14 protein-coding genes and 1 pseudogene are annotated in these 12,538 nt (G+C 70.1%); 5 read left to right on the top strand and 10 right to left on the bottom strand.

Annotated features, from left to right (window positions below):
• Window positions 1-7 precede the first annotated feature (7 nt).
• The 10 genes from FG385_RS00410 to srlA all read right to left on the bottom strand — a co-directional run bounded on the left by FG385_RS00410 (window position 8) and on the right by srlA (window position 8,083).
• Window positions 8-358: a hypothetical protein gene (locus FG385_RS00410; protein ID WP_139094549.1), complete on the bottom strand. Its 351-nt coding sequence runs from the start codon at window positions 356-358 to the stop codon at window positions 8-10.
• Window positions 359-367: 9 nt separating this feature from the next.
• On the bottom strand, window positions 368-1,093 hold the full coding sequence (ispD, locus tag FG385_RS00405; RefSeq protein ID WP_139094548.1) for a 2-C-methyl-D-erythritol 4-phosphate cytidylyltransferase: 726 nt from the start codon (window positions 1,091-1,093) through the stop codon (window positions 368-370).
• Entirely contained in the window at window positions 1,093-2,178 is a 1,086-nt protein-coding gene (locus FG385_RS00400) for a dihydrolipoamide acetyltransferase family protein (RefSeq protein WP_139094547.1), read from the bottom strand. Before FG385_RS00400 ends, ispD begins: the two co-directional genes overlap by 1 nt.
• Window positions 2,178-3,182, bottom strand: a complete 1,005-nt coding sequence (locus tag FG385_RS00395) for an alpha-ketoacid dehydrogenase subunit beta (protein ID WP_139094546.1) — start codon at window positions 3,180-3,182, stop codon at window positions 2,178-2,180. The genes FG385_RS00400 and FG385_RS00395 overlap by 1 nt, the downstream gene beginning before the upstream one ends.
• Window positions 3,179-4,141, bottom strand: a complete 963-nt coding sequence (locus tag FG385_RS00390; protein WP_139094545.1) for a thiamine pyrophosphate-dependent dehydrogenase E1 component subunit alpha — start codon at window positions 4,139-4,141, stop codon at window positions 3,179-3,181. Before FG385_RS00390 ends, FG385_RS00395 begins: the two co-directional genes overlap by 4 nt.
• A gap of 12 nt (window positions 4,142-4,153) precedes the next feature.
• Window positions 4,154-5,458, bottom strand: a complete 1,305-nt coding sequence (locus FG385_RS00385) for an NAD(P)H-dependent oxidoreductase (RefSeq protein ID WP_139094544.1) — start codon at window positions 5,456-5,458, stop codon at window positions 4,154-4,156.
• 182 nt (window positions 5,459-5,640) lie between these two features.
• Window positions 5,641-6,030 carry a transcriptional regulator GutM gene (locus FG385_RS00380; RefSeq protein ID WP_139094543.1) on the bottom strand — a complete coding sequence of 130 codons (390 nt, stop codon included), beginning with the start codon at window positions 6,028-6,030 and terminating at the stop codon, window positions 5,641-5,643.
• Complete coding sequence (locus FG385_RS00375) at window positions 6,027-6,404, bottom strand: PTS glucitol/sorbitol transporter subunit IIA (protein ID WP_139094542.1); 378 nt, start codon at window positions 6,402-6,404, stop codon at window positions 6,027-6,029. Before FG385_RS00375 ends, FG385_RS00380 begins: the two co-directional genes overlap by 4 nt.
• 12 nt (window positions 6,405-6,416) lie before the next feature.
• Entirely contained in the window at window positions 6,417-7,451 is a 1,035-nt protein-coding gene (gene srlE, locus FG385_RS00370; protein WP_139094541.1) for a PTS glucitol/sorbitol transporter subunit IIB, read from the bottom strand.
• Window positions 7,448-8,083: a PTS glucitol/sorbitol transporter subunit IIC gene (srlA, locus tag FG385_RS00365; RefSeq protein ID WP_235022284.1), complete on the bottom strand. Its 636-nt coding sequence runs from the start codon at window positions 8,081-8,083 to the stop codon at window positions 7,448-7,450. The genes srlE and srlA overlap by 4 nt, the downstream gene beginning before the upstream one ends.
• 131 nt (window positions 8,084-8,214) lie before the next feature.
• Here srlA and FG385_RS00360 point away from each other — a divergent pair, with 131 nt between their 5' ends.
• From FG385_RS00360 to FG385_RS00345, 5 genes and pseudogenes are all read left to right on the top strand, one after another.
• Complete coding sequence (locus FG385_RS00360; RefSeq protein WP_139094540.1) at window positions 8,215-8,478, top strand: HPr family phosphocarrier protein; 264 nt, start codon at window positions 8,215-8,217, stop codon at window positions 8,476-8,478.
• The gene (locus tag FG385_RS00355) at window positions 8,478-9,431 is read left to right on the top strand and encodes a sugar-binding transcriptional regulator (protein WP_139094539.1); all 954 of its coding nucleotides are present in this window, start codon (window positions 8,478-8,480) and stop codon (window positions 9,429-9,431) included. The genes FG385_RS00360 and FG385_RS00355 overlap by 1 nt, the downstream gene beginning before the upstream one ends.
• A 16-nt stretch (window positions 9,432-9,447) precedes the next feature.
• Window positions 9,448-11,067: a phosphoenolpyruvate--protein phosphotransferase gene (locus tag FG385_RS00350; protein ID WP_139094538.1), complete on the top strand. Its 1,620-nt coding sequence runs from the start codon at window positions 9,448-9,450 to the stop codon at window positions 11,065-11,067.
• Window positions 11,068-11,167: 100 nt separating this feature from the next.
• Window positions 11,168-11,287: pseudogene (locus FG385_RS35380) on the top strand (hypothetical protein); the annotation flags it as partial.
• A 113-nt stretch (window positions 11,288-11,400) separates the two neighbouring features.
• Window positions 11,401-12,288, top strand: a complete 888-nt coding sequence (locus tag FG385_RS00345) for an alkaline phosphatase family protein (protein WP_235022283.1) — start codon at window positions 11,401-11,403, stop codon at window positions 12,286-12,288.
• The last annotated feature ends 250 nt before the right edge of the window (window positions 12,289-12,538 follow it).

Below are 12,538 nucleotides of genomic sequence, written 5' to 3'. Positions count from 1 at the left end.
CACCGGCCTACCGCCGGCCGGGTTGACGACCCCGCACGCCGTGCGGCGCGGTGCGGGCCGCGTCCCAGACCAGCCTGACGTCGGAGAGCAGTTCCATCGGTTTGGCCGGCACCGTCTTCGGCAGGGAACCGGCGTAACCCAGCGGATTCCGGCAGAACCGCTTGAACATCCGCTTCGGCTTCGTGACCACCCGCCGGCCCAGGTCGGCGAGGTACTCCGCGCGCAGGTCACGCTCGATCGTCTTGCCGCACCGGGTGCACGTGACCTTCACCAGCAGACGGCCGGCGTATGCGACGTCGTGTGCCGTCTCCGTACCGCATCGGGAGCATTCCAGGCCCGCATTCTCGATTTTGCTCATGCTCGTTCCTCACCTGCGGTAGTCCACCGATGCCAGGACATGTTCGGCGACCACGAGGTCGCGCGGGTAGGTCACCTTGAGGTTCTCCTGCTCGCCCCGGATCCATCGCACGGGAACCGACGAGAACCTCTCCATCACCGACGAGGTGTCGGTGCCGTCGAACCCCTCTCGCGCGGCTGCCTCGTAGGCCTCCAGCAACGGCGCGGCCCGGAAAGCCTGCGGTGTCTGGGCGAGGACCAATGACGCCGACGGACGTGCACCCAGCGCTGCCCCGTCGGGGGCGACCGCGACGATGTCGCGGGCCGGCAGACCCGGGATCGCCCCGCCGTGTTCGCGTGCCTCGTGCAACACGCCGGCGATCAACGCCGGGCTGACGAGCGGACGGGCTCCGTCGTGGATCAGCACCATGTCCACGGCGCCACGGTCGATCCGCTCGGCGAGATGCCGCAACGCCCGCAGTTCCGACTCCTGCCTGGTCCGTCCACCGTGGACCACCTCGACCACGGGACCGTTGACCTCGCGGTCGAGCACCCATCGGACGAGGTCTCCGTCCTCCGGCCGGGCGACCAGCAGCAGCGGTCCGATCGCCTCGACCCGGGCGAACGCCTCGAGCGACCACGAAACCACCCGGCGCCCGGCAAGCGGCAGGAAGACCTTGTTCACGCCCGCACCGACCCGGGTACCCGCGCCGCTGGCCAAGACGACGGCGGCCGCGCGCTTCACCAGGTGGCGCATCAGCAGGCCAACACTTCATTCAAGGTGCCCAGCAGCCGGGCGGCGTCCGCCCCGTCCGCGACACGATGGTCGATCGTGAGGCCGACCGTGCAGCGCAACGCGACCCCGATGCCGCCCGGCACGGGTACGACCCGCTGCCGCACCGCTCCCAGCGACAGCGCGGTGGCCTGTGGCGGGCTGAGCAGCGCCTGGAACGCGTCCACACCGAACCCGCCCAGGTTCGACACCGTCGTGGTGCCACCGGACATCTCCCCGAGAGCCAGCTTGCCGGCGCGGGCGCGGCGGACCACGTCGCCGATCCGCTCGCGCAGGGCGCCGGGATCGTCGAGGTCCGGATCGGACAGCACGGGGGCGAGCAGGCCGCGTTCGGTGTCGACGGCGACCGCGACACCCACGTGGTCGTGCGACCGCACCTGCCCGTCGGCCCACTCGGCGTTCAGCTCCGGATGCCGGCGCAACGCCTTGGCGAAGGCCCGGACGAACATCGTGGTCCAGCCGTGCGGTGACGGGACCAGGTCAAGGTCCCGGTACAGCACGAACTGCGGCACTTCCGCACTGGCCGACATCCGCCGCGCGATCGCCGTACGAGGGCTGCGCCGCGGCCGGACCGGCGGCAGGTCGGCGAGGCGGATCGTGCCTCCCGGCCCGCTGGGAGTGACCGTGGCGAGGTCGAGCCCGCGCTCGGCGGCGGCGTTCCGCGCCGCTGGCACCGCCGGAATCCAACCCGGCGGTGCGGCGGCTTGCCCGACTTCACATCGGGCGGGCGTCGCTTCCACCAGTTCCGGTTCCGGGACGGCCTCCGCTTCCACTGGACCGTCGAACACGCCGTCGAGCAGGTCATCGGCCGTGGTGGCGAGGTAGGCGATCGGCTCACCGACCGCGACGACGTCCTCCGGCTGCGCCACGATCCGGATGAGCGTGCCGTCAACGCTGCCCTCGACCTCCATGTCGACCTTGTCGGTCGTCACCTCGCACACGACGTCGCCCGCGCGCACCTCGTCGCCTTCGGCTTTGCGCCAGCCGACCAGGACGCCCTCGGTCATGGTCATGGACAGCTTGGGCATGACCAGCGGCGTCTCCTTCATCACCACCTCCGCACCAGTTCTGCCGCCTCGCGCACGATGTCGTCCACCTGCGGGACGGCGGCGCGTTCCAGTTGCGGCGCATAGGGAATCGGCACATCGAGGCCGCACAGCCGGGCGATCGGGGCACGCAGGTGCCCGAACGCGGCGGACTCGCCGATCGTCGCGGCCACCTCGGCCATGAACCCCGCGGTCTTGGGCGCCTCCTGCACCAGCAACACCCGCCCGGTCCCGATCACACTGTCCACAATGGTCTTCGCGTCGAGCGGCTTGAGGGTCCGCGGGTCGAGCACGCTCGCGTCGATGCCGTCCCCGGCGAGCCGCTCGGCCGCCTCCAGCGACCGGGACACCATCACCCCGGTCGCCACGATGGTCAGGTCGGCGCCGCCGCGGCGCACGGCCGCCTCGCCGAGCCTGGTCGGCGTGGCGGCCTCCGGCACCGGTCCGCGCTGTTTGTAGAGCAGCTTGTGCTCCAGCACGATCACCGGGTTGGGATCGGCGATGGCGGCCAGCAGCAACGACTTCGCGTCGGCCGGCGTCGCCGGCATCACCACCTTGAGCCCGGGAACGTGCGCGAACCATGCCTCCAGGCTCTGCGAGTGCTGGGCGGCCGCGCCGGTGCCCGAACCACTCGGGGCGCGCAGCACCATGGGCACGGTCGCCGCACCGCCGAGCATGAAGTGGATCTTCGCCGCCTGGTTGACGATCTGGTCCATGGCCTGGGCGGTGAAGTCGGAGAACTGGATCTCCACCACCGGGCGCATGCCCGCCAGCGCCGCCCCCACCGCGGCGCCGACGATGCCCAGTTCGCTGATCGGCGTGTCACGAACCCGCTCCTCACCGAAGCGGTGCACCAGGTCGCCGGTGACCCCGAAGGCACCGCCGTAGGTCCCGACGTCCTCCCCGAGGAGGAAGACGCGGTCGTCGCCGGCCATCGCCTGGGCCAGCGCCTCCCGCACGGCCTCGGCGTAGGTGATGGTCCGCGTTTCGGCAAGGGTGGCGGTCATTTGGCGTACACCGCCTCAATCAGCGAGTCGGCCGTGGCGTCGGGTGCCGCGTTGGCCGCCCGGACGGCGGCCCGGACCAGGTCACGTGCTTCGTCCCGGCACGCCTGGATCTCCTGCTCCCCCAGCGTGGCGGACACCCGCCGTTCGAAGCGCGCGATCGGGTCGCGCTCGCGCCAGTGCTCGATCTCTTCGCGGGTGCGGTACAGGTTCTTGTCGCTTTTGGAATGGCCTTTCCAGCGGTAGGTCATCGCCTCGACCAGTGTCGGTCCCTCGCCCGCGCGGGCGCGCGCCACCGCGTCGGCGACCGCGTCGTGCACGGCCTGCGGGTCGTTGCCGTCCACCGTCGTCCCGGGAATCCCGTACGCGGCGGCCCGTTCGGACAGTTCCTTCACCCGGAACGCACGATTGACCGGCATCGACATGCCGTAGTGGTTGTTCTCGCATACGAAGACCACCGGCAGGTCCCAGATCGCGGCCAGGTTGACGCCTTCATGCCAGGCGCCCTCGTTGACCGCGCCGTCCCCGAAGAAGCTGACGACGACTTCGCGCCCCCCGCGCATCTTCACGGCCAGCCCCGCTCCGGCGGCGATCGGGACACCCCCCGCGACGATGCCGTTCGCGCCGAGGTTCCCGGTCGCGACGTCCGCGATGTGCATCGACCCGCCACGACCACGGCAGTAGCCGGTCTCCTTGGCGAGCAACTCGGCCATCATCTCCGCCAGGCGCGCGCCCTTGGCGATGCAGTGGCCGTGCCCGCGGTGGGTGGAGGTGATGTAGTCGCCGTCCCCCAGCGCCAGGCACGCGCCGACCGGCACCGCTTCCTGGCCGATCGAGAGGTGCATCGTGCCGTGCATCAGGCCACGCGCGAACAGATCGTCGACCGCTTCCTCGAAGCGCCGGATCGTCCACATGGTGACCAGGGCATGCCGGGCGGGTTCGGCGTCGCCGACCAGATCCATCGGTTTTCCCCTTCAGGCCGCGATCAGGTCGCGCACCGGCTCACCGAGCAGCAGGCGATCCTGCAGCCGGCGGAGGGACGCGATCGTGGTGGTCTCGTCGACGGCGATGTCCGCCGATGTCAGCACGGTTCCGGCCGGCACGTCGCGCAGCACGCGGGCCCCGCCGGCCAGGCCGAGCGGTACGTGGTCGCCGGCGCGCGCGGCCTCGGCCGAATCGGTGATGCCGTACACGGTTTCGCCCCCGATGCCGTCGATGAGCTCGCCGGCTCGCAAGTCCCGCTTCGCCGTGGCGAGCACCTCCGCGTTCCACGCCACCGGGACGAGGCTCGGCTTGCGGTCGAGCACCGCTTCCGCGACGGACAGCGGCGCCTCGACACTGGCGAGGTGATACGGCCGGTAGAAGGTGTAGTAGGGGCCCGGGCCCATCCCGAGATAAGCCATCTCTTCGGCGACGACGGGATCCTCGGTGTGGCCGATCACGAACACGCCAGGGGCGACCGGGCCCGTGCAGTAGTCGACGACACCGGTCTCCGTCAGCTGCCCGCCGTCGGCCACCGGCCGGAAGACCGAGGACAGTCCGTCCACTGTGGAATACGGCCCGGTCATGCCGCGCCTGGCCACCTTCAGATCGGCGCCGTTGGCGAGCGCGGCCATTTCGATCATCGTCTTCGAGCCGTCGACGAAACTGGCGAGCATATGGGGGTTCATGCCCTTCACCGCCGCCTGGCCGGCGAGGGACGCCGGGGTGGCTGCCGGGTCGAGCGGGTTGTTCTTGCCCTTGCCGGCGCAGATCACGGAGAAGCCGATGTCGCGCGCGTAGTCCACGAGAGCCTTGCACTCGACGGGTTCGTCGCCCCGGCACACGGTGTAGACGCGGCCGAGCCCGGTGGCCATTGTGGACAGCAGCAGGCCGACGGTCACGTCGCATTCGACGTTGAGCAGCGCGACGTCCTTGCCGGCCAGCAGCCCGCTGAACGCGACCTGGGCGCCGACTTCGGGCACTCCGCTCGCGTCCACGATCACGTCGATCGGCAACCCGGTCAGGGCCAGCGCGTCGGTGACGACGACGGGCCGGCCCTGCGCCACCGCCGTGGACAGATCGCCGGTGCCCGTGAGCACATCATGGCGGCCGGCCCGCGCGAACGCCCGCACGCCGCGCTCCGGTGCGATGTCGGCGATGGCGGCGACCTCCATCCCGTCGATCCGGCCGGCCTGCGCGACGAATCCCAGCCCCATCTGGCCCGCACCCACCAGCCCGATCCGGACCGGGCGACCCAGCTCTCGCTCGCGCGCCCGCAGCCGATCGACGTAGCTCATCTCGATACCTTCCATCTGCATAAATGTGCACTTCATCTGCACTTCAGTGACTATTTGGTACCACGTGTCGTCGAGTCCGCACAAGGCTCTGGTTCATCTGCACATTTGTGCGCCAACGTGAAACGAGAGAAGCCGGCCTTCTCCTGCTGCCTCGGAGAAAGCCGGCTTGTGCGCGAGCGGCATCAGGCGGCCGCGCGCTGTCCCGCCGTCGCCCGGGAAGCCATCGTCAGCGCTTCCTTCACCGCTTTGGCCGTCGCTTTCGAAGCCGTCCGGCTTTCGACGGAGCCGACCGGGCCGAGGAGTTCAGGGCGCTCCCGGAACCGGGCGAACACCGAAGCACCCTCCATCGCGAGTGCCCGCGTCACCAGGTGCCGCCGGCGGTCGATCACCAGTAGCACCACCGCACCACGGAACTTGCCCTTCGCGCGGCCGGTCACGAGTAGCGCCCCGCTGCGGTTCTCCTCGTCCGCGACCGCGTTCACCACCTGCGCGTACCGCGCGTGCTGCCGGTAGCTCAGGAAGCCCGCCACCACGAACCCGGCTATCAGGAATGACGCGACCTGCCAGCTCACGGCAGCCCCCCTCCACTCAGCGACAACCTCGCCCCCGAGGCCGGCAACGACACCGAACCCCGGCCGTGCACGGCGCCGGGAAGCAACGTCGTGCCGTCGTCCGGATTGAGATAGACGACGATGTGCCCGAGCGTGCGCAGGTTCTCGTCCGCCCGCTCACCGACCGCGATCAGCTCGATCTCCGCCTCCCCGATCCGGAAGATGTCGCCGACACGCACATCCCGCCCTGGCATCGCGACCGGCGCGTGCACGACGCTCACCTCTTCCAGCGCGTCGGGAATCGGGTCCGCATAGAGGATGACCACCCCACCGTCCACCATGTCCTGTGCTTCCGCGCCGGATCGCAAGATCGTGCTCTCGTAGTAAACAGTCATGTCCATACCTCATCAGAGTCCGAAGCTCGCGGCCCACGCGATCAGCACCGCGAGCGGAGCCGTCAGGAGCCGGCTGATCAGCACCGCGGGGGTGCCGACCGCGACAGTTTCCGGCTTCGCCTCGCCCAGCGCCAGACCCACCGGGATGAAGTCGCAGCCCACCTGGCCGTTGATCGCGAACAACGTCGGCAGCGCGTACTGAACCGGCAGCGCACCGATCGCGATCTGGCCGCCCATCAGGGTGCCGACCACCTGGGCGATCGCCGCGCCCGGCCCGAGGATCGGGGACAGGAACGGCAGCGACACGACGAGCGAGATCACGATCAGCCCGAGCGGATTGCTCGCGATCGGCGAGAGGACGTGGGCGATTCCCCGCGCGACCCCGGTGTAGTTCACGATGCCCAGCAGCAGGCTGACGTAGGCCATGAAGGGCAGGATCGTGGTCAGCGTCAGGTCGACGGTCTGCCGCCCGGCGGCCAGCATGGTGTTGACGAACGAGCCCACGCCCGACCCGAACTTCACGAACACGCCGGACACGTTGTTGAAGGCCCGGCCGAAACCGGTCGAGTCGCCGCCGGTGACGGTGGCCGCGACTTCGCGCACCGAAGGACGTTCCCCACGTGGCGGCACCTTCGGCGGCGCGGTGCCGGCTGCCGGACCGTCGCTTTCGGACTCGGCCACCTCGCCGACGCCCACCGCGGAGACGAACAGCTCCTCGGTGATGAACTTCGCCAGCGGGCCGCCGGGCGCGCCCGCGTAGACGTCCACGGTGGGGATGCCCTTGCGGGGATAGACCCCGATCCGGGCGGTGCCACCGCAGTTGATCACCGCCGCCACCACCTCGTCATCGGGCACCGTGGTGTGGAAACCGTCGACCGCTTCCGCTCCGGTCAACTCGGCGATCCGGGCGGCCACCGGGTGGATGCCACCGCCGGTCACCGACATCACCTTGTCGCGCTTACCGTCCACCCGAAGCAGGAGGCCTTTGCCCCAGCCGCCGTCACCGGGCCGGACGAACACCGCGCGGGAAACGTGGGTCTCGGTCATTTCGCACCCGCCTTCGCCGCTTCGAACTGGCGGTCGAAGTCCGCGAACACCTCGGCGCGACCGGTGCGCTTGATCATGAACGCCGTGATCCGCTCGGTCACCACACCCCGGATGAAGATCACCACGATGCCGACCAGGAAGTAACGCAGGGCCAGCGGCACGGTCGACATGCCCAGTTGTGTCACGCCGTTCGCGACGCCGAGCCACACGAACAGCTCGCCGGCGTTGGCGTACGGGAAGAATGTGGTCACCGGGTGCACGAACGACACGGCCGAGTCGTAGAACGCCGGCTTGTGCCGCTCGGGCAGGAACCGGCCGAACGAGTAGGCCATCGGGTTGGTCAGCATCAGCACGGCCAGGATCGGCATGATCGTGTAGCGGGTGATCCACCACCGGGCCGACCACCGCACCGCTCTCGTGACCCGTTGCTCGCCGATCATCGTGGTGATCGCGTACATCGCGGTGAGCAGCACGATCAGGGTGGGCAGGATTCCCGTCACCAGACTCACGAACTGCTTGCCGGACGCGGTGAACAGTCCGATGAAGTGCGTGCCGATCCACTCGAGGACACCGAGGGGACCGGAACTGGACCCGGTGTCCGCCTGCTGCGCCATTACAGCAAGCTCCGCCATAATTCTTCCTCCTTGCACGGCCCCCATGACCAGCGTGATCTGCACATTTGTGCAGGTGCTCTTCACGTTTGACAGTGATGTGTGTAACATGCCGGTCCAGCGGATCACAAGCCCTGCGGCAAAGGAGCGGAATGCCCGAGATCAAGGTCAAGGTCGCGTCCCTGGTCGGCCTGCACGCCCGGCCGGCGAGCCAGTTCGTCAAGGCCGCCGCGAAGCACGCCGGACCGGTGTCGATCGCCCGGCCCGGCGCCGACCCGGTGGACGCGCGGAGCATGCTTTCCGTGCTCAGCCTGGCGATCGGGCACGGCGAGGAGGTCGTGATCAGCGCCGACGGCGACGGCGCCGACGCCACCCTCGCGGAACTGGCCGAGCTGATGTCCACTGTGGACTCCTGATGCCGCCACCCCGTGAGCAGCAACTGCTGGTCAAGGCGGCGCGGCTGTACTACGAGGAAGGCCGTTCCCAGCACCAGATCGCCGAGATACTCGAGGTGAGCAGGTCCAGCGTGTCGCGGATGCTGACCGCCGCGCGGGAACGCGGCATCGTCCAGATCCGCATCAACGACCCGGCCGGCCGCGATCTCGACCTGGAAAGCGAGTTGGTGGCCCGGTTCGGGCTGCGCGACTGCCGGGTCGCCGAGACCCCGGCAGGAGACCGGCCACTTCCGCGCGTGGGGGATCTCGGCGCGCGCTGGTTGCTGGAGAACCTCCACTCCGGGCAGCGGGTGGGGATCTCCTGGGGCCGGACCGTGCAGGCGGTCGTGCAACAGGTCCCGGACGACACCGCACTCGACGTCGAGGTGCTACCGCTGGTCGGCGGGCTGTCGGCGGTCGACTCCGCGATCACGGGGGAGGAACTCGTCCGCGACCTCGCCGGCCGGCTGGGTGGCCGGTTCCAGCGGCTGCACGCACCCGCCCTGCTGACCTCCAAGGCGGGCCGGGACGTGCTGCTCGCCGAACCGTCGATCGGGGACACCCTGGAAAAGTCGCGGCATGTGCACGTCGCCGTCGTCGGCATCGGCAGCTTCGGCGTCGGATCGTCCGCTGCGCTGCTGACGGCACTCGAACTGACGTCGGAGGAGCGTGCCCAGTTCGAGGGTGGCGACCCCGTCGGGGACTTCTGCGCCCGGTTCTTCGACGCGGCAGGCAAACCCGTCCACGGCCCGGTCGACGACCGGGTGCTCAGCGTGACCCTCGCCGACCTCGCCGGAATCGGCCTCGTCGCCGGCGTCGCGGCAGGGACCGAGAAGACCCGCGGCACGCTGGGCGCACTGCACACCGGCGTTCTCGACGTACTGATCTGCGACCGGGCCCTGGCCCGGGCACTGCTCGACGAGATCGCCACCTGAGCGGAAGGCGTGACGCATGTCGGAAACAAGGCTGTCCGGCGTCGGCGTGAGCCCGGGCCGGGCCGGCGGACCTGTCGTCCGGGTCGCGGAACCGCTCGGGAAGCCCCCACGCGGCCCGGCGCCGGCGGACACCGCAACGGAAACGGCGCGCATCGCCCCGGCTGTGCGCACCGTGGCCGCCAGGCTCGAAACCCTCGCCGCGACCGCCACCGGCGACATGGCTGACATCCTGGCGACGACCGCGCTCATGGCGACGGACCCAGCCCTGATCGGCGAAGCACAACGGCTTGTCGTCACCGAGAACTTGCCCGCCCCGCGTGCGGTGTACGAGTCCGCCGGGGGCTTCACCCGGACCCTGACCGCGGCCGGCGGCTACCTGGCAGAGCGCGTACGCGACATCGAGGACGTCCGGGATCGCATCGTGGCGGAACTGCTCGGCGTCGCGGCACCGGGTGTGCCGGACCTGTCCGCCCCGAGCGTGCTGATCGCCAGGGACCTGGCACCGGCCGACACCGCCGGCCTCGATCCAGCCAAGGTCCTCGCCCTGGCCACCGAAGAGGGCGGGCCGACCAGCCACACCGCGATTCTCGCGCGGGCACTGGGAATTCCCGCCGTCGTCGCGGTGCGCGGCCTGCTGAGTTTCGAAGCCGGGGCACTCCTCGTCGACGGCGACACCGGAGCCGTCGAAACCATGGATCCCCGGGCGGCCGTGGTGACCGCGGAACGACGTGCCGTCGCGGAGTGGGACGGGACGGGCACGACCGCGGACGGGCACCGGGTGAAGGTGCTCGGCAACGTCGGTTCCACCGCCGACGCCCACGCCGCGGCAGCCGCGGGTGCCGAAGGCGTCGGGCTGTTCCGCACGGAGTTCTGCTTTCTCAGCGCACTCACCGAACCGTCCGTCGCGGAACAGCGTGCCGCATACGCTCCCGTTCTCGAGCCCTTCGCCGGGAAGCCGGTCGTCGTGCGCACTCTTGACGCCGGGGCCGACAAGCCGCTCGCCTTCCTCGCACCCGACCCCGAGCCGAATCCCGCACTGGGTGTGCGCGGGCTCCGGGTGGCCTTCGACCGGCCGGACGTCCTCGACCGCCAACTCGAAGCCATCGCACTGGCCGCGCAGGACTCCGGGGCGGACGTCTCGGTGATGGCACCGATGGTGGCCACCGCGGCGGAAGCCGCCTGGTTCGCCGGCCACGCCCGGGCCGCCGGAATCGCCAGAGTGGGCGCGATGATCGAAATTCCGGCGGCGGCGCTGGCCGCCCGGGAGATCCTGGAGATGGTCGACTTCGTCTCCGCCGGCACCAACGATCTCGCGCAGTACACCTTCGCCGCGGACCGTCAACTCGGCGCGGTGGCGAGCCTGAACGACCCGTGGCAGCCCGCACTCCTGCGGCTGCTCGAGCTGATCGGCGTGGCTGCGCGCGACTGCGGCAAACCGGCCGGAGTCTGCGGCGAAGCCGCGGCGGACCCGCTGCTGGCTCAGGTGCTCGCGGGGCTCGGGATGACCAGCCTCTCGATGAACCCGCCGGCGATCCAGGTCGTCGGGTCGAGCCTTGCCACCGTCACGCTCACCGAATGCGTGATCGCCGCGAAATCGGCACTGGCCGGTGCTCCTTCGTTCACCGGCGCTGCTTGAGTGGGGTCGCCTCGTCGCTCGGGACGCGGCAGTTTCTCGGTGCGTTCCGCGTAAACCCTCCATACGTGGGGATCAACTGGCGACGCGGCCGCCGGTGGCCATGTCGCGCCCGGCCATGTTCGGTTTCAACGACGTGGCCTTCCCCGGACGAGCCGTCCTCGAAGGACTCGGCGCAGGGCTCGACATCCCCCTGCACACCGCAATCGTGCACGCCTCGCTGCGCACATCCTGTCGCGAGGGAGACCGGCTCTGGATCACCGGGCGCGCTGGACGCACTGACGCGACGCCGACGCGGGCGCGCTACTTGCCGAGCGACGGCCGGTACTCGACGGCATGGGTGTCCGACTCGAACCACTCGGAGCGCGCGGCGAGGCACTGCTGCTCGCACCCGGGCACACCAGCGCGGCCGTCACCGACTCCGATCCCTTCTTCGAAACCTTCCATCCTTGCCTGCGACCGCAGCCGACCACGCCGGAAGGGCAGGGATTTGCGGCGACGCTGCGCGATGTCCTCCACGCGGCACGCGAATGTCTGCTCGATAGCCCGACCAACGCCGACCGCCGCATCCGAGGTCTGCCGCCGCTGGACGCACTGACCACCAAATGGGCCGGTGTCCGGGACGCGATCCCGTCCTTCACCGAACAGATCGGTATCCGCGGAGCGGCGGTCACCAGCACCCGTCTCTATCGCGGGCTGGCCGCGGCGCTGGAGATGACCTCTGTCGACCTTCCGCCGGTCAACGATCTGGCGACCGACCTCGCGGCCCGTCTCGACGCGGTCGAGGAACTCATCACCGGCGGTGCCCGGTTCGTGCACGTCCACACCAAGGCTACCGACGAGGCCGGCCACACGAAAAACCCCCACGCCAAGCGGGAAGTCCTCGAAGCCGCCGACCGAGGCCTGGCACGCCTCGGTTCGCTCGCCGAGCGGGCGGTCGTGGCCGTGACCGGGGACCACGCCACCCCGTCTACGCATGGAGTCCTGCACACCGCCGACCCGACCCCGCTCACCGTGGCCGGTCCGACCGTGCGGCCAGACGAGGTCCAGCAATTCGGCGAATGGCCCGCCCGCCACGGCTGGTACGGCCCGATCCGGGCCGAGGAACTGCTGCCGCTGCTGCTCGGGCATGCCAACCGGCCCGTCTTCCTCGGCCACCGCATCACCACCCGCCCGGTACCCGCGCTGGCCGACACCCCCGAACATCTGCACATCGACCGCTGAATCCGGATCGTGTAGGCGCCCTGACCCAGTTCTGGCGAGTGACCGCCGAGCACGGCGCGAAGGCCGCCAGTTATGCGCTCACGTGCTGACGGGATCGGTGGGCCGGTCCATCACACCGGTGAGAAGGTCAAGCCTCATCCGCGGTCAGATCCGCAGGACGCCCGGAACGCTCTGCGCCTGCTAAAGGTTGGACCTTGAACATGAAGGACGAATAACCTACGGTTCTCCGTTAATGCAACGAACGTGCAGG

Origin of the sequence: Amycolatopsis alkalitolerans, from assembly GCF_006152065.1 — a bacterium.
Taxonomy (GTDB): domain Bacteria; phylum Actinomycetota; class Actinomycetes; order Mycobacteriales; family Pseudonocardiaceae; genus Amycolatopsis_E; species Amycolatopsis_E alkalitolerans.
The sequence above is the reverse complement of the archived record's forward strand: the minus strand, read 5'-3'. Positions and strand labels throughout refer to the sequence as shown.

What these genes read in the sequence shown, in the direction of transcription:
- FG385_RS00345 (WP_235022283.1), top strand. Translation starts at nt 11,401, where the DNA reads ATGGGTGTCCGACTCGAACCACTCGGAGCGCGCGGCGAGGCACTGCTG.
- FG385_RS00355 (WP_139094539.1), top strand. Translation starts at nt 8,478, where the DNA reads ATGCCGCCACCCCGTGAGCAGCAACTGCTGGTCAAGGCGGCGCGGCTG.
- FG385_RS00385 (WP_139094544.1), bottom strand. Translation starts at nt 5,458, where the DNA reads ATGAGCTACGTCGATCGGCTGCGGGCGCGCGAGCGAGAGCTGGGTCGC.
- srlA (WP_235022284.1), bottom strand. Translation starts at nt 8,083, where the DNA reads ATGGCGGAGCTTGCTGTAATGGCGCAGCAGGCGGACACCGGGTCCAGT.
- FG385_RS00390 (WP_139094545.1), bottom strand. Translation starts at nt 4,141, where the DNA reads ATGGATCTGGTCGGCGACGCCGAACCCGCCCGGCATGCCCTGGTCACC.
- FG385_RS00395 (WP_139094546.1), bottom strand. Translation starts at nt 3,182, where the DNA reads ATGACCGCCACCCTTGCCGAAACGCGGACCATCACCTACGCCGAGGCC.
- FG385_RS00375 (WP_139094542.1), bottom strand. Translation starts at nt 6,404, where the DNA reads ATGACTGTTTACTACGAGAGCACGATCTTGCGATCCGGCGCGGAAGCA.
- srlE (WP_139094541.1), bottom strand. Translation starts at nt 7,451, where the DNA reads ATGACCGAGACCCACGTTTCCCGCGCGGTGTTCGTCCGGCCCGGTGAC.
- FG385_RS00360 (WP_139094540.1), top strand. Translation starts at nt 8,215, where the DNA reads ATGCCCGAGATCAAGGTCAAGGTCGCGTCCCTGGTCGGCCTGCACGCC.
- ispD (WP_139094548.1), bottom strand. Translation starts at nt 1,093, where the DNA reads ATGCGCCACCTGGTGAAGCGCGCGGCCGCCGTCGTCTTGGCCAGCGGC.
- FG385_RS00350 (WP_139094538.1), top strand. Translation starts at nt 9,448, where the DNA reads ATGTCGGAAACAAGGCTGTCCGGCGTCGGCGTGAGCCCGGGCCGGGCC.
- FG385_RS00410 (WP_139094549.1), bottom strand. Translation starts at nt 358, where the DNA reads ATGAGCAAAATCGAGAATGCGGGCCTGGAATGCTCCCGATGCGGTACG.
- FG385_RS00400 (WP_139094547.1), bottom strand. Translation starts at nt 2,178, where the DNA reads ATGAAGGAGACGCCGCTGGTCATGCCCAAGCTGTCCATGACCATGACC.